General features: G+C 59.2%; 20 protein-coding genes. 9 read left to right on the top strand and 11 right to left on the bottom strand.

Going from position 1 to position 21527, the window contains the following annotated elements; all coding sequences use genetic code 11:
• Window positions 1-45: 45 nt before the first annotated feature.
• Genes AC1DM5_RS11445 through AC1DM5_RS11435 form a run of 3 tightly spaced genes read right to left on the bottom strand, consistent with a single transcriptional unit; the run spans window position 46 to window position 5928 of the window.
• Window positions 46-3528, bottom strand: coding sequence for an error-prone DNA polymerase (locus AC1DM5_RS11445; RefSeq protein WP_477975003.1), 3483 nt, complete (start codon window positions 3526-3528; stop codon window positions 46-48).
• Entirely contained in the window at window positions 3525-5012 is a 1488-nt protein-coding gene (locus tag AC1DM5_RS11440; protein ID WP_477819947.1) for a Y-family DNA polymerase, read from the bottom strand. Before AC1DM5_RS11440 ends, AC1DM5_RS11445 begins: the two co-directional genes overlap by 4 nt.
• Complete coding sequence (locus tag AC1DM5_RS11435) at window positions 4984-5928, bottom strand: ImuA family protein (RefSeq protein WP_477819907.1); 945 nt, start codon at window positions 5926-5928, stop codon at window positions 4984-4986. The genes AC1DM5_RS11440 and AC1DM5_RS11435 overlap by 29 nt, the downstream gene beginning before the upstream one ends.
• 162 nt (window positions 5929-6090) lie before the next feature.
• Here AC1DM5_RS11435 and AC1DM5_RS11430 point away from each other — a divergent pair, with 162 nt between their 5' ends.
• A complete protein-coding gene (locus AC1DM5_RS11430) occupies window positions 6091-6528 on the top strand; it encodes a metallopeptidase family protein (RefSeq protein ID WP_477819906.1) in 438 nt (145 codons plus the stop codon).
• 1 nt (window position 6529) lies between these two features.
• Here the strand turns inward: AC1DM5_RS11430 and AC1DM5_RS11425 are convergent, their stop codons facing one another.
• On the bottom strand, window positions 6530-6736 hold the full coding sequence (locus tag AC1DM5_RS11425; protein WP_132656078.1) for a DUF1737 domain-containing protein: 207 nt from the start codon (window positions 6734-6736) through the stop codon (window positions 6530-6532).
• On the bottom strand, window positions 6736-7641 hold the full coding sequence (locus AC1DM5_RS11420) for an HpcH/HpaI aldolase/citrate lyase family protein (protein ID WP_477975001.1): 906 nt from the start codon (window positions 7639-7641) through the stop codon (window positions 6736-6738). Before AC1DM5_RS11420 ends, AC1DM5_RS11425 begins: the two co-directional genes overlap by 1 nt.
• 113 nt (window positions 7642-7754) lie before the next feature.
• On the opposite strand from AC1DM5_RS11420, the gene AC1DM5_RS11415 reads away from it, so the two are divergent.
• The 3 genes from AC1DM5_RS11415 (at window position 7755) to leuD (ending at window position 9260) form a co-directional block, all read left to right on the top strand.
• Complete coding sequence (locus tag AC1DM5_RS11415) at window positions 7755-7985, top strand: hypothetical protein (RefSeq protein ID WP_477819904.1); 231 nt, start codon at window positions 7755-7757, stop codon at window positions 7983-7985.
• A gap of 108 nt (window positions 7986-8093) precedes the next feature.
• Window positions 8094-8516, top strand: coding sequence for a VOC family protein (locus AC1DM5_RS11410; protein WP_477819903.1), 423 nt, complete (start codon window positions 8094-8096; stop codon window positions 8514-8516).
• A gap of 135 nt (window positions 8517-8651) precedes the next feature.
• Complete coding sequence (gene leuD, locus AC1DM5_RS11405) at window positions 8652-9260, top strand: 3-isopropylmalate dehydratase small subunit (protein WP_113322202.1); 609 nt, start codon at window positions 8652-8654, stop codon at window positions 9258-9260.
• Between the two features lie 62 nt (window positions 9261-9322).
• Here leuD and AC1DM5_RS11400 read toward each other — a convergent pair whose 3' ends face one another.
• Window positions 9323-10255: a pyridoxal-phosphate dependent enzyme gene (locus tag AC1DM5_RS11400; protein ID WP_477819901.1), complete on the bottom strand. Its 933-nt coding sequence runs from the start codon at window positions 10253-10255 to the stop codon at window positions 9323-9325.
• 181 nt (window positions 10256-10436) lie between these two features.
• Between AC1DM5_RS11400 and leuB the strand changes: the two genes are divergently transcribed.
• Together leuB and lpxE are read left to right on the top strand one after the other, a co-directional pair.
• Entirely contained in the window at window positions 10437-11549 is a 1113-nt protein-coding gene (leuB, locus tag AC1DM5_RS11395) for a 3-isopropylmalate dehydrogenase (protein ID WP_477819900.1), read from the top strand.
• A gap of 295 nt (window positions 11550-11844) precedes the next feature.
• Window positions 11845-12579 carry a lipid A 1-phosphatase LpxE gene (gene lpxE, locus AC1DM5_RS11390; RefSeq protein ID WP_477819899.1) on the top strand — a complete coding sequence of 245 codons (735 nt, stop codon included), beginning with the start codon at window positions 11845-11847 and terminating at the stop codon, window positions 12577-12579.
• 83 nt (window positions 12580-12662) lie between these two features.
• On the opposite strand, the gene AC1DM5_RS11385 is transcribed toward lpxE, so the two are convergent.
• From AC1DM5_RS11385 to AC1DM5_RS11365, 5 genes are all read right to left on the bottom strand, one after another.
• Entirely contained in the window at window positions 12663-14549 is a 1887-nt protein-coding gene (locus AC1DM5_RS11385) for an MFS transporter (RefSeq protein WP_477819898.1), read from the bottom strand.
• Between the two features lie 206 nt (window positions 14550-14755).
• Window positions 14756-16033: an ABC transporter permease gene (locus tag AC1DM5_RS11380; protein ID WP_477974999.1), complete on the bottom strand. Its 1278-nt coding sequence runs from the start codon at window positions 16031-16033 to the stop codon at window positions 14756-14758.
• On the bottom strand, window positions 16030-16719 hold the full coding sequence (locus tag AC1DM5_RS11375; protein WP_477974997.1) for an ABC transporter ATP-binding protein: 690 nt from the start codon (window positions 16717-16719) through the stop codon (window positions 16030-16032). The genes AC1DM5_RS11380 and AC1DM5_RS11375 overlap by 4 nt, the downstream gene beginning before the upstream one ends.
• A 6-nt stretch (window positions 16720-16725) precedes the next feature.
• Window positions 16726-17187: a hypothetical protein gene (locus AC1DM5_RS11370; RefSeq protein WP_477819895.1), complete on the bottom strand. Its 462-nt coding sequence runs from the start codon at window positions 17185-17187 to the stop codon at window positions 16726-16728.
• Window positions 17188-17283: 96 nt separating this feature from the next.
• On the bottom strand, window positions 17284-19038 hold the full coding sequence (locus tag AC1DM5_RS11365; protein WP_477819894.1) for an alkaline phosphatase: 1755 nt from the start codon (window positions 19036-19038) through the stop codon (window positions 17284-17286).
• A gap of 69 nt (window positions 19039-19107) precedes the next feature.
• Between AC1DM5_RS11365 and AC1DM5_RS11360 the strand changes: the two genes are divergently transcribed.
• The 3 genes from AC1DM5_RS11360 (at window position 19108) to AC1DM5_RS11350 (ending at window position 21476) form a co-directional block, all read left to right on the top strand.
• Window positions 19108-19338, top strand: coding sequence for a hypothetical protein (locus AC1DM5_RS11360; protein WP_439016900.1), 231 nt, complete (start codon window positions 19108-19110; stop codon window positions 19336-19338).
• 112 nt (window positions 19339-19450) lie between these two features.
• Window positions 19451-20485: an aspartate-semialdehyde dehydrogenase gene (locus tag AC1DM5_RS11355; protein ID WP_113322194.1), complete on the top strand. Its 1035-nt coding sequence runs from the start codon at window positions 19451-19453 to the stop codon at window positions 20483-20485.
• A gap of 169 nt (window positions 20486-20654) precedes the next feature.
• On the top strand, window positions 20655-21476 hold the full coding sequence (locus AC1DM5_RS11350; protein WP_007824758.1) for a lytic murein transglycosylase: 822 nt from the start codon (window positions 20655-20657) through the stop codon (window positions 21474-21476).
• Window positions 21477-21527: the final 51 nt, after the last annotated feature.

The following is a 21527-nucleotide window of genomic DNA, read 5'->3' as shown; positions in this document are numbered from 1 at the left end:
CCTTAAGTCCTTAAGAAGCATCAATTTCCTGGCTGCAAAGGCCCATCAGTGGAAATTACGCCCGCGCGGCATCACGCTCGCAGTCTCCGCGATATCACCATCTTTCGCTTGTTCTGATGGCCTTCGCTCGCCGATCTTTCCGAGCAGGTTGTCCCGCGCCAGAATATCCGCCGCCTTCCGCTGTCGATGATCCTGTGTCGGGCGCAATACCTCGTCCGAGCGCTCGCTGACGCCAAAGCGTTTTGTCTCTCGCTGAAGGATACCGAGTAGCGGCGTCATATCCTCGATATGTTCGACGACGGTATGGATGACACCGCTCTGGCTTTGTAATTTGCCGTAGATCTTCACCAGCCGAGCGCCCATGACCACTGCGCGGTATCTTTCGAAGACCTTCTTCCAGACGATGGCATTGGCAACACCGGTCTCATCCTCCAACGTCATGAAGATCACACCTTTCGCGGAACCCGGCTGCTGGCGCACCAGCACCAGCCCCGCGATCGTCACTCGTCTCCCATTCGCGACACGAAGCAGATCGACATTGCGCATCACACCTGCCTTGCCTAGCTCCTTGCGCAGGAAGGAAACGGGGTGCCCTTTCAAGGATAGCGACAGGTAGCGGTAATCCTCGATGACCTGTTCTCCCGGCAGCATATCCGGCAGCTTCGCAGCCGGCTCGGGCTGAAGATCGATGTGGCGGACCTTCTCGAAGAGCGGCAGCTCCTCGGTTGCGCTTTTCACATCCAGCGCCCGCACCGCCCAGAGCGCCTGACGTCGTGATAACTGAAGAGATTGGAAAGCATCCGCATCCGCCAGCCGTTCGATAACGGATTTCTGCAAACCCGAGCGCAGCCAGAGATCACGCACAGAATGGTAACCCTCGCCACGATTCTCGACGAGCTGCTCCATATCTTTAACGGAAACACCCTTGATCTGCAGAAGGCCAAGTCGCACAGCGTGGCGAGTCTTGATGATATCCCGCATCTCGCCGTGGCGGAAATCAACACTTGCTCGGTCAAAAACCGCTGCCTCCAGAGTGCATTCCCAATCTGAGTGATTGATATCGGCCGGCAGGATCTTTACGCCGTGCTCGCGCGCATCCCGGACCAGCTGCGCCGGGGCATAAAAGCCCATCGGCTGCGAATTCAGCATCGCCGCGCAGAAGACGTCGGGATAATAGGCTTTCAGCCAAGAGGATGCGTAGACGAGCAGGGCGAATGAGGCTGCATGGCTTTCGGGGAAGCCATATTCACCAAAGCCTTTGATCTGATTGAAGCATTGCTCCGCGAACTCTTTTGTATATCGATCATCTGCGGTCATTCCCTCAATGAACCGCTCTTGGAAATTGCCGATCGTACCGGTTCTTTTAAAGGTCGCCATTGCTCTTCGAAGCCGGTCGGCCTCTGCTGGCTTAAAGCCAGCTGCGGTAATGGCAATCTGCATGGCTTGCTCCTGAAACAAGGGAACCCCGAGGGTTCTTTCAAGAACAGTTCTGAGTTCCTCGCTTGGATATTCGATTGGAAGATTCTTTTTCTGCAGCTCTCTGCGCTTCAGGTATGGATGCACCATATCACCCTGAATCGGTCCTGGCCGGACGATGGCCACTTCGATGACAAGGTCGTAAAACACTCTCGGCTTCAGGCGCGGCAGCATGCTCATCTGCGCCCGGCTTTCGATCTGGAAGACGCCGAGTGTGTCGGCCCGACCCATCATGTCATAAACTGGTCCGCCCTCCTCACCGTGTTCTTTATTGCCGAGGTCGGCGAGTGTTTTCTTCACGTCGTAGTGCAGTTCAAGCAGCGTGAAAGCCCTGCGTAAACAGGTCAGCATGCCTAGCGCTAGAACATCCACCTTGAGGACTTTGACATTATCGAGATCATCCTTATCCCACTCGATCATATAGCGATCCGGCATTGCCGTCTTCATGATCGGCACGACCTCGTCGAGCCGGTCCCGCGTTATGACGAAACCACCGACATGCTGAGTAAGATGACGCGGAAAGCTGAGAATTTCGGAGGCATATTTCAATACGTTCCGTGTTACCGGATCCTTGATATCGAGGCCTGCTGCCTTCGCATCCCGCTCTGAGAGATTATCTTCTGACCAGCCCCAGACGAGACTGCTGATTGCCGACTGGACATCCTCCGACAGACCGAAGGCTTTGGCGATTTCACGTCCGGCCGAACGAGTACGATAGCTTGTGACCGCAGCCGTCAGCCCAGCGTGCTCATGGCCATATCTCTTATAGATGGATTGGATAACCTCTTCCCGCCGCTCGTGCTCAAAATCAACATCAATATCCGGCGGTTCATCCCTATCCATCGAAATGAAGCGGTCGAAGAGAAGTGTGCTCTTTTGAGGATCGACTTCTGTGATCTCAAGACAATAACAGATAACCGAATTGGCGGCCGAGCCCCGGCCCTGACACAGAACCTTAAGCACATAGCGAGCGTAGTGAATGATCCTATGAACGGTCAGGAAGTAAGAGGCATAGTTTTTGTCGCCGATGAGCTTCAACTCGTAATTGATTTGCTTCGCCACGTTTTCGGGAACGCCATCAGGATAGCGTTTTGCCGCACCTGCTCTCGTCAACCTTTCGAGAGTCTCCTGCGGCGTTTCGCCGGGATCGTTTTCAGGCGGATAATTGTGCTTCAACTCATTCAGCGAAAAACTCAGCTTGTCAAAAAACACCTGCGTATTCTCGACCGCGTCCGGGTAATCCCGGAAGATCCTGAATATTTCACGTGAATCCTTGAGATACCGCTCTCCATTCGGCGCCAGAAAGAATCCGGCTTTCGATATCTCCAGATGCTCCCGGATGGCGATCACGATATCCGAAAGCGGCCGACGCTCGGGATCATGATAAAGTGGCTGATTGGTCGCGATTAGCGGCACTCGGTTGCGGGCGGCAAGCATGGCAAGCGCTGCAAAAGCCTGCCGATCGCGGCCGTCATAGGTCGGCGACAGCGCCAGGAAAAATGCCTTGCGGAAGCGTTTGCGAAACCGTTCCAGATACTCTTCAAGTGCCGACTGGCGGGCAGGATCATTCACGGCGGCCCGATCGGGGATAAGGGCGAGCATCATCTCGTCGCCCCATTCCATAAGCTCCGCTTCCGTCAGGATGCAGGTTCCCTTGACTGCTCCCTCCTTCAGATTGCCGGCGCTGAGCAAGCGGCAGAGATTTGCCCAGCCTTTACGGTTTTGCGGATAGGCAAGGATATCAGGCGTTCCGTCCGTGAAGACGAGACGGGCACCCGGCTGAACCCGGACGGGATCGAGAATGATCTCCGTTTTTCCCTTCTTCTGCGCCTCGGCTAAAATCGCATCCCTGTTCCTGTATCTCTCCTCAAGCTGCTGTGCTTGCGCATGCGCCCGCACCACACCGGCAACCGAATTCCGATCCGCAATACCGAGGCCGTCAAGCTTCAGGCAGGCAGCCTGCACGACCATCTCTTCAGGCTTCGAAGCGCCTTCCAGGAACGAGAAATTCGTCTTCGCACCGATCTCGAAAAATGCGGGTTCGGGCCTCATGCAAAGACCCCGTGCATGAACCAGCGAGGATCAGGGTTCTCACCGTAGAGACCCCGGCGATAGATCCAGAAGCGATGTCCGGCCTCATCCTCGATCCGGAAATAGTCTCGCGCTTCGGCATTATCGCCATCGATCCACCATTCCATGGCAATCCGTTCAGGGCCTTCGCTCCTCGCCACCTGATGCTGTAGGCGTCGCCAACGGAAGGTTTGCGGCGCACCATCGGGCACTTCGGCAAATGCGACATCGACCGGTTCCGGCGTTGCAAAGAGACGCAAAGGGCGCTCCTCACGGAAAGGAAGTGCGCTTCCCTGCTCCGCTTTCCGCCGGGCCGGAAGGCTCTCCATTGCCGGCACCGTGATCACGGCGCGCTCCGGCACATGGCTCTCGCGAAGCTGGAAGCTTTGCAGGCAGTCCGAACCAAGCCGGGCCGCGACACGGTCGACAAAACTCGAAAGCGAGATCTCCCCCTGCCGGTCGCCCTCGAAATCACCCTGCGCCTCGTTGAACGGGTCGTGCCGCAGCACATTCAGGCGCAGGATCTCGAAGCCATAACCGGCGTCGATATCGTCATAGATCATCTGCAGCCGCTCGGAAAACAGCCCGGCAACGAGTTTGGGCTCGCGAAGCGGCCGTGAGGCACCGACGGAGATGCGGAAAACCCTGCCATCGACACGAAACAGCACCAGTTCGAACACCCGGCCGCCGGCGCCGCGCGCTTCCAGGGACGGTTTTAGCGACACGGCGACCTGTCCGGTAACGGCAAGGATCTGCTCTTCCGTGCCGATCGGCTCGACCAGACGGCGTTCGGATGAGAGGCTAGCGACAGGAAGCCGAGGCGAGATCGGTTCTTCCTCACGGCCGAGCGCCTGATCAAGGCGCAGAAGCAGCGTTGGCCCGAAGCGGCGGGTCAGCGGCGCCCGCGGCGCATGAATGACGTCGCCGACATATTTGAGACCGAGCTTCCTAAGAGCATCGACAGTCTGGCCCTCAAGCCGCAAGGCCGCGACAGGCAACGGCATCAGCATACGCTCCATCTCTTCGTCTTCCACGACGCCGCCCTGCCCGAAGCGGGAGACGGCCCAGGAAAGGCCCGGCGATGAGGAGATCGCGCATCGCGCATCGAGCCCCATGTGGAAGAGTCGCGAGAGAATATCCCTGAGAAGAGTGCTTTCATCGCCGAAGAGATGGGCACAGCCGGTAATGTCGAGAAACAGCCCGTCCTTGCCGTCGAGCGCCACCATCGGCGTATAGCCGTCGCACCAGTCGGCGATCCCTTCCAGTAGCCGGCGATCGGCCGCAGGATCCTCTTCCACGACATCAAGCGCCGGAAACATGGCGCGCGCTTCGGCAACGCCCTGTTCCTTCCTCAGCCCCAGCTTCTCGGCGAATTCATCCAGCGCCGTCAACCGCATGGCATTGTTGAGCTTACCGGAACAGACGAGGGGTGCCGCTTCAGGACGCCCTTTCGAACGCCAGGACAGGCCCCATCGCCTGCGGGCGATACGATCCGTTGGCAGATGCGGAAAGCTGAGTGCCAGAATGCGCTGACTGTTCGCTTGGAGGCCGAGCGAAGCTTGGCTCGTCGACGGGGAAAAATTCGCGTTCATGGGGGTTCCACTCCAGAAGAAAGGAGAGCGGGGCCGGATTGCGGCTCTTCTCCAGCGTGAGACGGAAAATCGGATTGCCGATGCTGCCGGAAAATTTTGATCCATCCGGCAACGACCGCAGATCAGACGGCGCCGGCTCGACATGCAGACGGAAGACAGCGCTGCTCGCCTCCTCCTCCCCGGCCTGGCGGACGAGAAAGAGCGGACGGCGGACGGCGCGTGCCCTGAGACTGAGCCTGCGACTTTCGGTCAGGCCGAAATGCAGGGGATTGCCGCGCACTTCGAAGACGACGGCCGAGAAGGCAGCACTTTCTATGGCCGCTTCCGCCAGCCAGAGTGCATCCTCCAGCTTGCGCGGCGCGGCATGGAAAAACCTTTCCGGCTTCAGCCCGAAATCCTTCAGCCCCGGAGCATAGGGACGACCCGCCTCCAGTGTGCCGACGGCATCACCGATCCAGAGCAGCGGCAGCGGCCTGCGGGTATCCTCCTCCTGCTTCTGCAGTCGCGCCGCAATGGCCATCGCCAGACCGCTTGCCGCCCCTGCATCGCCGGAACTCGCCGCGCGGAATTCGGTAATCGCATCGAGCTGAAGGCCGCCTTCCAGCGCTTCATCGAGTGCTTCCACCCCGAAAGGCAGGTGCGTCAGCATACATTCCTGCCGCCTCTCGCGTCCTTCCGCCAGGGCTTCCCGTTCCGCCGCGGCAAGCGCCGGCGCGGCTTTTCTTTCCAGTCGGGCAATGGTTTCGCGGAGCGCAAAAAGCCGCTCGCGCGCCAGGGCGGTCTGCGCCACGGCGTTCTCTCCACTCGTCTTGTTCCTGTTATGTTCTTATAGATTCCAGAGCTCTAATGAAGAGTCAATGATCATTTCATAAGAATTTATTCCTGCCTTTGATTCCGCACTCGAAAATCGGCGATAAAGGTTCTATATGGGCCGGCAAAGGAAGGAATATTTATGGCCCGCATAGACCAGAGCGATGATTGGCGGGACCGCCATGCGCCGACGATCAGCACCTTCGAGTCGCTGGCAATGGAGGCCTACAGCCATCTGCCGGACGAATTTCGCAAGCTGACGACCAATCTGACCATCGAAATCGAAGACTTTCCCGATGACGAAGTCTTCGAGGATATGGCGCTGGAAACACCCTTCGACCTGCTCGGCCTTTTCGAGGGGCGCGGCATTTCGGAGCGGTTCACCCTGGAAACCGGCGAAATGCCGAACCGCATCCGCCTCTACCGCCGTCCGATCCTCGACTACTGGGCCGAAAACGACGAAACGCTGGGTGACATCATCACCCATGTACTGATCCATGAGATCGGCCACCACTTCGGCCTCAGCGACGATGACATGGAGCGTATCGAGGAAAGCGCCGAAGAGGCTGCTGAACGCTGACTTATTGCTCGGACAGCTTCATGTCCGGGTGATAATCCTTGCCCTCGACTTCCTTGAAGACGGCCTGGCCGCACTGCATCTGGCCGGTCGCAGCATTGAAGGCATAGGTTGGGGAGCCGGACAGCAACCAGCCCTTGTTCAGTGCCGCCGTGACCTTGTGGCAGAAGGAGGCGTCGTCGGGACCGGTCAGGAAGCGGTAGAGTTTCATCAGGCGGGCTTTCTTGGGGAAATCAGGTCCGCTTTATGGACCAGAGCTTCGGCCTGGACAAGATGCAGCCGCTCGATCATCCGCCCGTTCGCATTGATGACGTTCTGCCCCTCCGTCGCCGGATCAGCGAAGGCGGCAATGATGGCCTCCGCCTCCGCGATCTCCTCCGCACTTGGTCCGAAATGCATATTGGCGGCTGCAATCTGCGCCGGGTGGATCAGCATCTTGCCGGCAAAACCCATGGCTCGGCCCTGACCGCATTCGGCATTGAAGCCATCGCCATCCCGAAAATCGTTGAACACGCTGTCGAGCGCATCGAGCCCATAGGCCTTCACCGCCAGAACGACCTGCATCAGCCAGGRCACSARATAGGTCCGMCCCGGCTGCGGCAAGACGCCSGTTTCCTTGCGCAGGTCGTTGAGGCCGACGACGAGGCAATCGAGCCGCGAGCCTGGCGTGCGGCCGGATTCGGCAATCGCTGCGGCATTCAGTACGCCCCGCGGCGTCTCGATCATCGCCCAGATGCGCAACTCTTCCGGCGCATAGGCCTCGGCGAGCAGGTCGCTGACGGCCATCACATCCTGTGGCTCATCCACCTTTGGAAGCAGAACGGCATCGGGCGAAAGCGCCTTGACCAGTTCCAAATCCGCCAGCCCGAAACCGGATGACAAAGAGTTGATGCGGACAATCCTTTCTTTGCCCTCGAGCGGCCGCCCGGCAAAAAACGCCTTCAGATTGTCGCGCGCTTCCGCTTTCTTCTCGGGCGCGACGGAATCCTCCAGATCGAAAATAACGGCATCGCAATCAAGGGAATAGGTCTTTTCAAGCGCACGCGCATTGATGGCGGGTACGCTCAGCACGGAGCGGCGCAGACGCAGGGAACGGAGAGGTGGTGTTCGGCTCATCACCAATTAGTGCCAAGCTTCGCAAAGTCCGGCAAGACAACAAAAAGCCATGCTTGGCTTGCAGAGAGGAAAAAGAAGGACCACATTCCTTTCCGTAGAAAGGTTTCAAACCAATGCAGAACATTCGCTCCATCTTCTTCATGCTTGCCGGCGCTACCGTTTTCGTGGCCATGCTGCTTCTCACCTTCTCGGTCACGCTTGCCGTTGGCGGTATCCTGACCGTGCTCATGGTGGGCCGCGCCCTTTCGATGAAGATGAAGCCCGCTCCCGTCCGCGCGCGCACTGACGGCAAGCGCGAGATGCGTGTCTGGAACGACGGCCGCGGCACGATCATCGATCTCTGATCACTTTTCACTGAAAATTCTGACCGACATTGTCGGCTCATGTTCCCTTGTTACGTCTTTGAAGCGGCCAGGCATTCAGCCGGCATTTAAAGCGAATGGAGAACGAGCATGGACGCGACGACGGACAGCAACCCGGTCAAGATGCCGCCGGTCAAGAATGGCCTGTTGCCATACCTGACGGTCGATGGCGCGGTGGAGGCTGCGGAATTCTACAAGAAGGCTTTCGGCGCCGAAGAAGCCTATCTCGTGCCGGTCGACGAAAGCGGCCGGACGATGCATGTACATCTCTACATCAACGGCAGCTCGCTCATGCTGTCGGATGCCTATCCGGAATATGGCCATCCCTTCAAAGGCCATGAAGGTTTCGCCATCCAGCTGGTTATCGACGATATCGATTCCTGGTGGGATCGCGCCGTTGCTGCCGGCGCCGAAGTGGTCATGCCCATCGAACTGATGTTCTGGGGCGATCGTTACGGCCAGCTTCGTGATCCGTTCGGCGTGCTCTGGGGTCTGAATGCACCGTCCAAGTAAAGGGACACGCGCAATCGGCAGGCCGCGCGAAACACCGCGTGGCCTCCATCAGCGAAAGATTCTTCTTCATTTCGGCGGGAAACTGGAATAGATGCAAAATCAGAAAGTACGTTTTGCTGAAATGGAGCATAGGTCATGGATAAATTCGTGAAGCTCACGGGCGTTGCAGCCCCTCTGCCGGTCGTCAACATCGACACCGACATGATCATTCCGAAGGACTATCTGAAGACCATCAAGCGCACCGGCCTTGGCAAGGGCCTTTTCGCCGAAGCCCGCTACAACGAAGACGGCTCCGAAAACCCCGATTTCGTGCTGAACAAGCCGGCTTACCGCGAGGCAAAGATCCTGGTTGCCGGTGACAACTTCGGCTGCGGCTCCTCGCGCGAACACGCTCCATGGGCGCTGCTCGATTTCGGCATCCGCTGCGTGATCTCCACCAGCTTCGCCGACATCTTCTATAACAACTGCTTCAAGAACGGCATCCTGCCGATCCAGGTCAGCCACGAAGACCTCGACAAGCTGATGGACGACGCCGAGCGCGGCTCCAACGCCATTCTGACGGTCGACCTTGAAAACCTCGAAATCACCGGTCCGGACGGCGGCTCGATCAAGTTCGATCTCGATGAATTCAAGCGCCACTGCCTGCTGAACGGCCTCGATGATATCGGCCTGACCATGGAAAAGGGCAAGGCGATCGACGAGTTCGAAAAGAAGAACGCCGCTTCGCACCCCTGGGCTGCCTGAGCCTCACCAAATTGCTTTGAGATCGAGCCGGGCTTTCGCCCGGCTTTTTCTTTGTCCGGATCTCAGAGAAACTTTTCTTTCCAGACGCTGAGCTTTTCAAGCGACACGCCGATACCGCCGCAGACTTCGATCAGCGGATTGTTGAAGCGCGACAGCAGACCGGCATGCACATCGGCAACGGCAAGTGCGGCACCACAGGCCGGTTCGACCAGGATGCGCTGCGCATCGGCAAACTTCAGGCAGGCAGCCACGGCATCGACATCGCTGACGAGAACACTTTCGATCGGGTGATGCTTCGGCAGATCGAAGACATGCTGCGCCACTTGCCGCGCGCCGAGCGAGGTAGCAATCGATGTAATGGCCGGCAGCGAAATACGCTCATTGGCCTTGAGGCTTGTATGAAATGATGCAGCTCCTTCCGTCTCGACGGCAATGACAGGCACGTCCGAAAGCCCGTTCCGCTTCAGCCCCTCGACGATGCCGGCAAGCAACCCGCCGCCGCCGACGCTGGTAACGACGCAATCGAATTTGGCACCTTTTGCCACCACCTCATCGATCAGCGTCGCATGGCCATCCCACAGGAGCGGATGGTCGAAAGGATGCACATAGGTCGCCTTGCGGCTTTCGGCGAGTTCGATCGCATGCGCATTGGCCTCATCGAAGACAGAACCATGAACCAGCACATTGGCGCCCGTTGCTGCAATCGTCCGGCGCACATCAGGTGCCGTCGTCTCAGGTACGACGATGGTCACCGGCACGCCGAGCGCCCGTCCGGCATAGGCTGCGGCAACGCCGGCGTTGCCGCCGGAGGCGCAGAAGATCTCACGCGCACCGTTTTGAACCTCATGCTGGCAAAGCCGGCCGACACCGCGCAGCTTGAAGCTGCCTGAAGGCTGTAGCGCATCGAGCTTTAACCAAAGCGGCTTGCCGCTGGCGCTGAAATCGGGCGCTGTCTGGATCAGAGGAGTGTCGAGATGAAGGGGCGCAAAAGACATGAAAGAATATCCAGGGAAAGAAAGGCAGGCCTGTCGTTCTAGCTCGTTTGCAGGCACGGGAGCAACCTTGTCAGACATCACATGACGCGGAGGCAAGCGTACCGATTCACCCCTTCTCTCGCTTGAAATGCCCATTTCCGGGGTCTAAGAAGCCGCAGCTTGTTTTTCCGCGGAGGGTTTCATGACAGTGCGCAATCTTTTCCTGCTGCCGGGTGACGGCATCGGCCCCGAGGCCATGGGCGAAGTCCGCAAGATCATCGCTTACATGAACGAGGCGATGAATGCCGGTTTCGTCACCGACGAAGGGCTCGTTGGCGGCTGCGCCTATGATGCGCATGGCGCCGCGATCTCCGAAGACGACATGAAGAAGGCTCTTGCAGCCGACGCTGTGCTCTTCGGCGCCGTCGGCGGCCCGAAGTGGGATAGCGTTCCCTATGAAGTACGCCCGGAAGCCGGCCTGCTGCGGCTGCGCAAGGATCTGGAACTTTTCGCTAACCTGCGTCCGGCGATCTGCTATCCCGCACTCGCTTCCGCTTCCTCGCTGAAGCCGGAACTGGTCGAGGGTCTCGACATCCTCATCATTCGCGAGTTGACGGGCGGTGTTTACTTCGGCGAGCCGAAAGAAATCATCGATCTCGGCAATGGCCAGAAGCGCGGCATCGACACGCAGGTTTACGACACCTACGAGATCGAGCGCATTGCCGGTGTCGCCTTTGAAATGGCCCGCACCCGCAACAACCGCGTCTGCTCCATGGAAAAGCGCAACGTCATGAAATCAGGCGTGCTCTGGAACCAGGTCGTGACGGAGACGCACAAGGCGGAATATTCAGACGTGCAGCTCGAACATATGCTGGCGGATGCCGGCGGCATGCAGCTCGTGCGCCAGCCGAAACAGTTCGACGTCATCGTCACCGACAACCTCTTCGGCGACATGCTCTCGGACGTTGCCGCCATGCTGACCGGCTCGCTCGGGATGCTACCTTCTGCCTCGCTCGGAGCACCTGACGGAAAGACCGGCAAGCGCAAGGCGCTCTATGAGCCGGTTCACGGCTCGGCACCCGATATCGCCGGCAAGGGCATCGCCAATCCGATCGCCATGATTGCCTCCTTCGCCATGTGCCTTCGCTACTCCTTCAATCTGGTCAAGGAAGCAGACAACCTCGAAAAGGCGATCGCCAACGTGCTCGACAAGGGCATCCGCACTGGCGACATCATGGCACCAGGCAGCCGACAGGTCGGCACCGTCGAGATGGGCGACGCGATCCTCGACGAGTTCAAGGCTCTTTCTGCCTGATATTTCACGTGAAACGCTTTTCAGCCCTTCGCACCTCATGCGGAGGGCTTTTTTATTTGAAGCCAGCATTCCCCCGCTCCTATGAACAATGTCGCGGCAGGTCTGGCATTCGGCGCACGGGTCGCATTTGCCACCGCTACCACGCCCGCTCACCTCGGCCTGATCTTCTCCTTCAGGGTACGAATTGGGCCATTACCAAAATTGATTAGAATTATCTGAGGAAGCCCGCCCTCTGTCGTAATCCTGTGCATTTTTACCGCCTATCTCATACCCAAGGGTTATACGGATAGTCGGAATGCGGGAACTTCTAGTCTCCTTGGACAGGCGCTGGCGCAGAAATAGATGCGTCATGCCACCATTGCGGTGGCGCGCATGCCTTTTCATTACGCTGAACGCCGTCATCCTTTCCATGCTGATCTTCGATGCGCCAATCGGTGCCGGCCATTTGCCGGAGTCCATTCAGCGCTTCGGCGAGATGTTGACCGATTTCGGCGATTCCGCCTGGCTGATCCTCACCAGCGTCCTGCTCTTCTTCCACGGTAGAGCCGGCTACAAGCTTTTGAACAGCGCAAAGGCAAGGGCCCAGGCACTCTATGTGAGCTGGATCGGCGCCTACCTGTTTACGACCGTCGTCTTTTCCGGCCTGCTCGCAAACCTTCTGAAGCGCACGATCGGCCGCGCGCGCCCCGAACATTTCCAGGACCTCGGGGTGCTTTCCTTCACGCCCTTCTCCGGCCATGCAGCACTGGAGAGTTTCCCGTCAGGCCATTCGACCACAGTGGGCGCTTTCTTTGCCGCCTTTGCGCTGCTCTTCCCGCGCTACCGGGTTCCCTTCATCGCCGGTGCCATCTGGCTCGGCATGACGCGTGTCATGGTCGGCGCGCACTATCCGAGCGATGTCATTGCCGGCCTTGCCTTTGGCGCCTGGTTCTCGCTCCTGACGGCAATCGTCTTTGCGCGCTACGGCCTGCTTTTCAAACTTGCGCCGGATGGCTGGCCGATGTCCAAGCGATACTTCCCAAACGCATAAGAAATGGCGCATGAGAGAAATAACGCATGAAAAACCCGGCGCCTTTCGAGCGCCGGGCTTTATTTTCACGATATCCAAGTGCCTTAGTCCAGCGCGTGAATATCCCGGTTCTTGGTTTCCGGCAGGAACAGCAGGCCGATGACCAGCGTGATCGATGCGAAGACGATCGGATACCAGAGGCCGTAGTAGATATTGCCGGCGGCAGCACTCATCGCAAAGGCCGTAGCAGGCAGCAGACCGCCGAACCAGCCGTTGCCGATATGATAGGGCAACGACATGCCGGTATAGCGGATGCGGGTCGGAAAGAGCTCGACCAGCAGCGCCGCAATCGGGCCGTAAACCATCGTCACGTAGAGCACGAGCACGAACAGGACGGCGATCGTGCCGACCCAGTTGACGCGAGCAGGATCGGCCACCATCGCGAACGAACCGCCACCAGGGATCGTGTAGACGGCCATGTCGGTGACGCTTTTCGCTTCATCCGCCGTCAGCAGCTTGCCGGCAACGAGTTTGTCGGCCGGCAGCGTTTCCTTCTGGCCGGCGCGTATCGCATCGGCATTGAGGGTGAGTTCCGGATTGGCGGCGATGAAGGCATCGAGCTTGGCATCGGCAACCTTGGCAGCACCGCGCTTCAGCGGATAGCCGGCATCATGAAGGGCAAGATTGACGCCCTTTTCGAAGGCAGCATTGGTCTTGGCGGCATCGGCACCGGCTGCGACGGCGTCGTAACCGGTAATCGTGTCGTCACCGACCTTCACGGTCGCCGGCTGGCCGGCCGGACCCGGCACCACATCATAAGGCACCGAGTTCTTGGTCAGGAACGCCGTTGCGATATCGCATGAACTGGTGAACTTGGAGGTACCGGTCGGATTGAACTGGAATTTGCAATCCGCCGGATCCACCGTCACCGTTGCCCGGATCGTCGCCTGCGCCTCATAGAGGGCTGGATTTGCCGTAAAAGTCATCGCCTTGAACAGCGGGAAATAGGTGACTGCTGCGATGAGCAACCCCGCCATGATAATCGGCTTGCGACCGATCCTGTCCGACAGTCCACCGAAGATGACGAAGAATGGCGTGGCGAGGAAGAGGGCAATCGCGACCATGATATTGGCCGACTGCAGATCGACCTTCAGCACGTTCTGCAGGAAGAACAGGGCGTAGAATTGACCGCCGTACCAGATGACCGCCTGACCCATGGTAGCGCCGAAAAGCGCGATCAGCGCGATCTTGGCATTCTTCCACTGGCCGAATGCTTCCGTCAGCGGTGCCTTCGATCCCTTGCCTTCCGCCTTCATGCGCTGGAAGGCGGGCGACTCGTTCATCTTCAACCGGATCCAGACGGAGATACCGAGCAGGACGACCGAGACGAGGAACGGAATGCGCCAGCCCCAGGCGGCGAAGGCGGTCGTGCCCATGATCGACTGAACCGTGACGATGACGATCAGCGACAGGAACAGGCCGAGCGTTGCCGTCGTCTGGATCCAGGACGTAAAATAGCCGCGGCGACCGTTCGGCGCGTGTTCGGCAACGTAAGTGGCCGCACCGCCATATTCGCCGCCGAGCGCCAGGCCCTGCAGCAGGCGCAGGCCGATCAGGATGATCGGAGCGGCAATGCCGATGGAAGCAGCACCCGGCAGGATGCCGACCAGGAAGGTCGAGAAGCCCATGATGAGAATGGTCACCAGGAAGGTGTATTTGCGGCCGACGAGATCGCCGAGGCGGCCGAAGACCAATGCGCCGAACGGACGCACCAGGAAGCCCGCAGCGAAGGCGAGCAGCGTGAAGATGTTACGCGTCGCTTCCGGATACTGGGTGAAATAGGTCGCGCCGATATAGGTGGCGAGCGAACCGTAAAGATAGAAATCATACCATTCGAAAACCGTACCGAGCGACGAGGCGAAGATGACCTTCTTCTCCTCGCCCGTCATCGGACCGGCTTTCGCACCGTCGACGCTTGCGACATTTGCCATTGTCTGTCCTCCACAGAGTGATGAGCAACGGTCGCGGCCTACTCTCCTCAAAGCATACCCCTGGCCGCGACACGCCTGACGAGAGTTTGACAGAAAAGACGCATCAGAAAGAGGGATGCTTTGGGATTATGACTTTAGTCTAATTTTTGTGCACGGAATTGCTGCAGCATGGCTCTTGCCGTGGCGGAGCAGGCACGCTGCAATCTTCACGCTCGCAAAGCCTGGGCCGGAGACTGCCGGTAGGCGAGCACCGCCGGCAAGGCGGCGAGGACAGCGGCGAAGGCGAGAAGGATCACCGCAAGCGTTCCGTCTTCGCGTGCGAAGCCGACGGGCAGGTTGACGCCGCTGCTCTGCGAGAAGAAGCTGGAAAGAATGAGTGCTGCACCATAGCCAAGCGTAAAGCCGAGCCCGACTCCAACGGCGACGAGGATAAAGAATTCCAGCCAGACAATGCCGAAGATCGCGCCGCGGGGAGCACCGAAGGCGCGTAGCGCACCAATCTGCCGCCGACGCTGGCCGATATGGATGACAGTCACGAGGATCAGCGAGGCGGCGACGAGCACCTGCGCGCCGGAGGCGACAGCAACGAGAATCTGCTTGGCATCACCGAGCGTCGCATAGAGATTGGTCAGCACCTCGCCGGGAAAAACGGCAATCGTCGTGCCATTGCGATAGTCCTGCCGCAGCTTGTAGGCATCGGCAATCGTCTTCGGCTTGACGAGGATGGCCGGAAGACCGGGCGTTTCCGCGGTCCAGCTCTCGTTCAGTCCGGCATGGGGATCAGGCTCCGCATGATGGTCGGCATCCTCATGGGCACCTTCCGCGTGCACGCCTTCCTCGTGGTGATCCGCCTCCGCGGCGTGCTCATGCTCTTCGCCCGCTTCGAATCCATGGATATGCCAGACGGCCTGGATCGGAACGAGAATGGCGCGGTCCCAGGCTGTGCCTGTCGGCTGCAGGCGCCCCGTCACATGATAGGCGAGCTCGGTATGAGTATGGCCGCCGGTTTCGATCGTGCCGTGCATCGGCTTGATCTCGCCGCCGATGGCAAGGTCGACGTTCGAGCCGATGACAGCCTCGCCCTCACTGGCAAAAACCTGGCCTTCGGAAAAGCCGCCGGAAATCGTTTCCGTCAACGCCCTCGTCGTGCCGACGATCGGATAGCCCGAGAAGGAATCGCCGAAGCCGACGGGGGCAGCCCATTCAACGCGCGGATCGGCAGTAAGCCTAGCCAGAACGTCGCCGGACATCAGCGGCAGCGCAGACGGCTGCAGGAAGATCGACGATRGCACGAGCTGGGTTTCGCTGCCGCCCGCGCCGATGACGAGATCGAACTTGTCGGCCGCACGGGCGCTGCCAAGACGTAAGGCACGTTCCTGCAGGATGACGGAAACGCCGAGTGCCGTGGCAAGCGCTACCAGCAGCACGACAACGAGGGAACCAGCCCAAAGACGGCGCAGATCGGCGAGGATGAAGCGGATCATGCGGCCGCTCCCTTAATGTCGGAATCGTCGATGATACGACCGGAGCGGAATGTAAGGCGGCGATCAAGACGGCCGGCAAGGCGGGGATCGTGCGACACGACGATCAGAGTACTGCCTTCGGCCACGGCAAGATCGAGCAGCAGATCACCGACGGCATCGCCGCTTTCCGCATCGAGGCTGGCGGTCGGCTCGTCGGCGACGACGACGCCGGGTTTGCGCAAGAGCGCCCGGGCAATCGCCACGCGCTGCATTTCACCGCGCGACATGGTCTCGATCTTCTGCCCGGCACGATTGAGACCGACGATGTCAAGAAGATCATGGGCGCGCGCGATGATCGCCGACGTCGCAGCATGTGCAAGCCGCGCCGGCAACAGCACGTTTTCAACGGCCGACAGGCCGGGGAACAGGTGAAACTCCTGCATGACCAGTCCGATATTGGCCGCCCGGAAGCGGTCGCGGCGACTTTCGGAAAACCCGACGATATCCTCGCCGTTCCAGCTGATGCAGCCTTCGCGAACCCGCTCTAGTCCGGTGACGACATTGACGAAGGTACTTTTACCGGAGCCCGAGCCGCCCGTCACTGCGATACGGCTGCCGGCGGCAATCGACAAATGATCGATCGCGAGCGCAGGCGCCGATAAGCCGGGAAAGGTCACGGCGAGATGTTCAATATCGAGAGCCAGCATCGATGCTCAGACAGTGAAATATTCGGCCTGGCGGATGCGCAGCAGGCTGACGAAACCAGTCTCGGGATCCTGCCAGGATCCATATTCCAATATACCACGCACCTCGATCGTCTGGCTCGGCTGCACGAAGGTCTGCTTCTCGCCGAGATAAACGACGACGATATTGTCCGGCCAATCCGCATCCGACGAACAGAACGGGCAGAGCGACATCGGCACTTCGGTCAGTACGAAGAATTGCGCCTCTGCCTTCAGCGGCGGAGCCATGAAGCCCTTCATGCTGATGTCCTTGCCGGCAAGCGTTTTCACCTTGTCGGAGAATTCGAGCCCGAGCACACCGAACTTGCCGTAGAGCTCGTTGAAAGTGAGCGAAGAATCGGCAGCGCGAGCAAGGGAAGCGACGAAGGGAAGCGTAACGACAGCACTGATCAGTTGGCGTCTGCTGAGCTGCAGCGAAGAGAATTTTTCCATGGCGATCTCCAGGAACCAAATCCCGGCCGCTAGGCGGCCGGGATCATGATCGATGAAAGAGGCAAGGTCGGCAAGCGGCCTTGCCAGATCGGTGGATCAGTTCGTCTGCTTGGCACCGAGAGCGAAAGTGTCTGCCAGCACGCGGTAGACATCACTCTGTTCCATGTAGCCATGGAAGCCTTCAGCACCCGGGCCGGCCGACTGCAGAACGACGTCGTCAACGGCGTGAACACCGCTGTCGCCGCTCTTCGGAATATTGCCCTGAACGAAGACGGCGCCAGGAACATCCTTGTACTGTTCGTTAGCGACGTATTCCTTCTTTTCGTTCTGGATAGCCGGAACGAACGGGCCTTCGAGCTTCGGACGGAAGGTCTCGTAATGGTCAGGGCCGTTGTTGGCGCTCAGGAACAGGCGGCGGCTGACGTCGATCTTATCGGGATAACCGTCGCCATTCTCGTCTTTGTAGTTCGGGAAGCCAGCTTCGGCATAGGTCCCGACCTTTTCGCGCATTTCCGTGCCCGGCTTTTCGTCATCGACGGTGCCGATGATGGAAACACCATGCGTGTGGTCACCGGTAACGACGATCAACGTGTCCGGGTGAGCCTTCTGGAATTCGCGGGCTACACCGACCGCCTTGTCGAATTCGATGGTATCGACGACGGCACGATCCCAATCGAGCGGATGGGACATCTTGTCGATCGAGGAGCCTTCAACCATGAGGAAGAAGCCTTCCGGATTCTTGGACAGACGGTCGAGCGCGACCTTGGTCATGTCGACGAGACCCGGCTGGTTCGGGAACTTGTCGACGGTGCCCTTCTTCAGGAACTCACGATCAAGCGTAACGTCCATGTTGCCGGTATGGAAGAGACCGAGAAGGTTGCCTTCAGCCGATGCATTGGCCGCAAGCTCGTTCTTGTCGGTCGCGAGCTTGTAGCCGGCATCCTGGAACAGCTTGATGTAATCCTGATTGTCCTTGCGCTTCGAACCGGCGACCTCTTTGCCGAGGAAATAGGCCGATCCGCCGCCAAGGAGGACTTCCGGCTTGACTTCGAGCAACATGCCGACGATGTCGGCCTTGTCGCCGCGGTTGCGGGTATGGGAAACGACGGCAGCCGGCGTGGCGTCTTCGACTTCGGCCGTAGCAACGATGCCGACAGACTTTTTCGTCATGCGGCGAACGGCCTCTGCGAAGGTTTCAACGCGCGGATCATCGAGCGAGTCAGGCGTACGGTCCGCATAAACGCCAATCGCGTTGACGGCCGTCTTATGGCCGGTCATGTAAGCCGACATGGTGTTGGCCGAGTCCGTGGCAACGGCATTCGTCGCCGACGTTCCAATGAACGCCATGCGCTCGAGATCGTCCATGTTCAGGCGGCCATTCGCTTTACCTTCCGTCATGCCCTTGGACATGATGCGGGCAGCCGTGCGATGCGCAACGGAAAGACCGTCGCCGAGCAGGAAGATGATGTTCTTTGCCTTCGGCTGGGCCGCGGTGTCGTAGACGTTCCAGGTTACAGACTTCGTCTCGTCGCCGGCGGCAATCTCGACCTTATAGGCACCCGGAGCGGAAATCTTCAGGCCGCGCAGCAGGAGAGCGGAACCGAGAGCCTTGTCTTCTTTGCCCTTTTCCAGCTCGACGAACTGTGCCTCGCCCCCGAGGACAGTTTTGTAATCCTGGCCGTTGACCGTGATCTTCACGTCTTCCGGCTTGACCTGCTTGCTGAGTTCGACCTTGAAGTCGAACGGCGAACCGGCAAGAATCGTAGCGCGATCAAGCGGATAGATCGAAGCTGCCTGAGCAGCGCCGGCAAGAATCGTGGTGGCCGCGAAAGCGGCGAGAAGCATACGCATGGAAAAACCCCCGTTTTTCGTTGCAGTCATTACAACGGGTCGGGGATACCCCCCGGCAATGACAGAGGGATGACAAAACGCCGCAGCATTGCAGCGCCCTTCTCCTACTCTCGTCCCACACGTAAAAACCTTGACTCCTGTGGAAAACCTTTTATGAGCAACGACGGAAAAGGAATATCCATGGTTCGCCACGAGCACGCCATCGCTGAGCGCAATAACCTGGCAGAAAATGCCCGGTTGGATTTTGCCGTTCCGGTTTCTTCCAAAACCAAGGCCAAAACGACGACGAAAACCGTCTGACGTCTCTGGCCTGCCGCTCTCTCCCCGGCCCGGCTGGGGACAGGAAGCCGCGATGATATCGCGCTTCCCCCCTCACCGGACAAGAGGAGAGAAGAGAAAGAGAGCTTGAGAAATGGGTTTCAAAGTTGCAGTTGCCGGAGCCACCGGAAATGTCGGGCGCGAAATGCTCAACATTCTCTCCGAGCGCGGTTTCCCGGCCGATGAAGTCGTAGCACTCGCCTCCTCGCGCTCCCAGGGCCTCGAGGTTTCCTACGGCGATCGGACGCTGAAGGTCTCCAATCTGGAGAATTACGATTTCTCCGACACCGATATCTGCCTGATGTCGGCCGGCGGCGAGGTTTCCAAGCGCGTCTCCCCGAAGATCGGCCAGCAGGGCTGCGTCGTCATCGATAATTCCTCGGCCTGGCGCTACGACGCCGACGTGCCGCTGATCGTTCCGGAAGTAAATCCGGACGCGATTTCGCTCTTCACAAAGCGCAACATCATCGCCAACCCGAACTGCTCGACCGCCCAGCTCGTCGTCGCGCTGAAGCCGCTGCATGACTTCGCCAAGATCAAGCGTGTCGTCGTCTCGACTTACCAGTCGGTTTCCGGCGCCGGCAAGGATGGCATGGACGAACTCTTCAACCAGACACGCGCCGTCTTCGTTGCTGATCCGATCGAGAACAAGAAGTTCACCAAGCGCATCGCCTTCAACGTCATTCCGCACATCGATACCTTCATGGAAGACGGCTACACGAAGGAAGAGTGGAAGGTTCTGGCTGAAACGAAGAAGATGCTGGATCCGAAGATCAAGGTGACCTGCACCGCGGTCCGCGTTCCTGTTTTCATCGGCCACTCGGAATCGGTCAACATCGAATTCGAAAACGAGATCACGGCCGACCAGGCCCGCGATATCCTGCGCGATGCGCCGGGTTGCCTCGTCATCGACAAGCACGAGGATGGCGGCTACATCACGCCATACGAATCTGCCGGCGAGGACGCGACCTTCATTTCGCGCATCCGCGAAGATGCGACCGTCGAAAACGGCCTCAACATCTGGGTGGTCTCCGACAACCTGCGCAAGGGTGCGGCTCTCAACGCCATCCAGATCGCTGAGCTGCTCATCAATCGTGGCCTCGTCAAGCCGCGCAAGCAGGCAGCCTGAAACCATTTGTAAACCATAATATGCTAAAGCCCTGCTCGACGAGCGGGGCTTTTTCGGGCAAATACCGCCGTATAAGCGTTCGCTAAAAGGTGATCGTGACAAAGTCGCCGGTGGCTGGCATTCTCTTGCCCGGCTTAAAAGCTATGCAGATCGAGAGCGGGGTTTCTCAATGCGCATGATAAAATTGATTCTGGCGGCCGCCGCGGCAATGGGCGTCCTCCATGCGGTACCGGCGTTCGCGCAGGGTGCCCAATGCGGCAACACCAGTGCCGGTTTCGATGCCTGGGTCGCCGACTTCAAGCAGACGGCAGCGGCCAATGGCGTCAGCCAGTCAGTCCTGAGCCGTGCCTTCGCCAATGTCAGCTATAACAAGCCGACGATCGCCGCCGACCGCGGCCAGAAGAGCTTCAAGCTGTCCTTCGACGCTTTCATGAAGAAGCGCGGCGGTGCGGCCGTCATCTCTCGCGGGCGTTCGATGAAAGCCGCCAATCAGGCTCTCTTCGCCTCGATCGAGCGCCGCTTCGGTGTTCCGGCCGGCCCGCTGATCGCCATCTGGGGCATGGAAACCGGCTTCGGCAGCTATATGGGCAACCAGCATACGATGTCCGCAGTCTCCACCCTCGCCTATGACTGCCGTCGCTCGGAATATTTCACCGACCAACTTTATGCAGCCCTGCAGCTCGTTTCGGAAGGCTATCTCAGCCCGCAAGCCCGGGGTGCTGCCCATGGCGAAATCGGCCAGACGCAGTTCCTGCCGCGCAACGTTGTAAGCTTCGGCGCGGACGGTGACGGTGACGGCCGCGTCGATATGGTCGGCTCCCGCGCTGATGCGCTGGCCTCGACTGCCAATTTCCTCAGGGGTCACGGCTGGCGCGCCGGCGCCGGTTACCAGCCGGGCGAGCCGAACTTCGTCGCCATCCAGGGCTGGAATGCCGCAACGGTCTATCAGCAGGCAATCGCCTATATCGGTCAGCAGATCGACGGCAACTGAAAAGACGTTCAATAGGAAAATGATACGAGCGCCGCATGCGAATGCGGCGTT

This window comes from Rhizobium sp. 01T437, assembly GCF_056398505.1.
Note: the sequence above shows the minus strand (reverse complement) of the source record. Positions and strands in the feature narration are given on the sequence as shown.

What these genes read in the sequence shown, in the direction of transcription:
- AC1DM5_RS11365 (WP_477819894.1), bottom strand. Translation starts at nt 19,038, where the DNA reads ATGCGTATGCTTCTCGCCGCTTTCGCGGCCACCACGATTCTTGCCGGC.
- AC1DM5_RS11430 (WP_477819906.1), top strand. Translation starts at nt 6,091, where the DNA reads ATGGCCCGCATAGACCAGAGCGATGATTGGCGGGACCGCCATGCGCCG.
- lpxE (WP_477819899.1), top strand. Translation starts at nt 11,845, where the DNA reads ATGCGGGAACTTCTAGTCTCCTTGGACAGGCGCTGGCGCAGAAATAGA.
- leuB (WP_477819900.1), top strand. Translation starts at nt 10,437, where the DNA reads ATGACAGTGCGCAATCTTTTCCTGCTGCCGGGTGACGGCATCGGCCCC.
- AC1DM5_RS11445 (WP_477975003.1), bottom strand. Translation starts at nt 3,528, where the DNA reads ATGAGGCCCGAACCCGCATTTTTCGAGATCGGTGCGAAGACGAATTTC.
- AC1DM5_RS11410 (WP_477819903.1), top strand. Translation starts at nt 8,094, where the DNA reads ATGGACGCGACGACGGACAGCAACCCGGTCAAGATGCCGCCGGTCAAG.
- AC1DM5_RS11375 (WP_477974997.1), bottom strand. Translation starts at nt 16,719, where the DNA reads ATGCTGGCTCTCGATATTGAACATCTCGCCGTGACCTTTCCCGGCTTA.
- AC1DM5_RS11400 (WP_477819901.1), bottom strand. Translation starts at nt 10,255, where the DNA reads ATGTCTTTTGCGCCCCTTCATCTCGACACTCCTCTGATCCAGACAGCG.
- leuD (WP_113322202.1), top strand. Translation starts at nt 8,652, where the DNA reads ATGGATAAATTCGTGAAGCTCACGGGCGTTGCAGCCCCTCTGCCGGTC.
- AC1DM5_RS11415 (WP_477819904.1), top strand. Translation starts at nt 7,755, where the DNA reads ATGCAGAACATTCGCTCCATCTTCTTCATGCTTGCCGGCGCTACCGTT.
- AC1DM5_RS11425 (WP_132656078.1), bottom strand. Translation starts at nt 6,736, where the DNA reads ATGAAACTCTACCGCTTCCTGACCGGTCCCGACGACGCCTCCTTCTGC.
- AC1DM5_RS11370 (WP_477819895.1), bottom strand. Translation starts at nt 17,187, where the DNA reads ATGGAAAAATTCTCTTCGCTGCAGCTCAGCAGACGCCAACTGATCAGT.
- AC1DM5_RS11350 (WP_007824758.1), top strand. Translation starts at nt 20,655, where the DNA reads ATGCGCATGATAAAATTGATTCTGGCGGCCGCCGCGGCAATGGGCGTC.
- AC1DM5_RS11355 (WP_113322194.1), top strand. Translation starts at nt 19,451, where the DNA reads ATGGGTTTCAAAGTTGCAGTTGCCGGAGCCACCGGAAATGTCGGGCGC.
- AC1DM5_RS11385 (WP_477819898.1), bottom strand. Translation starts at nt 14,549, where the DNA reads ATGGCAAATGTCGCAAGCGTCGACGGTGCGAAAGCCGGTCCGATGACG.
- AC1DM5_RS11360 (WP_439016900.1), top strand. Translation starts at nt 19,108, where the DNA reads ATGACAAAACGCCGCAGCATTGCAGCGCCCTTCTCCTACTCTCGTCCC.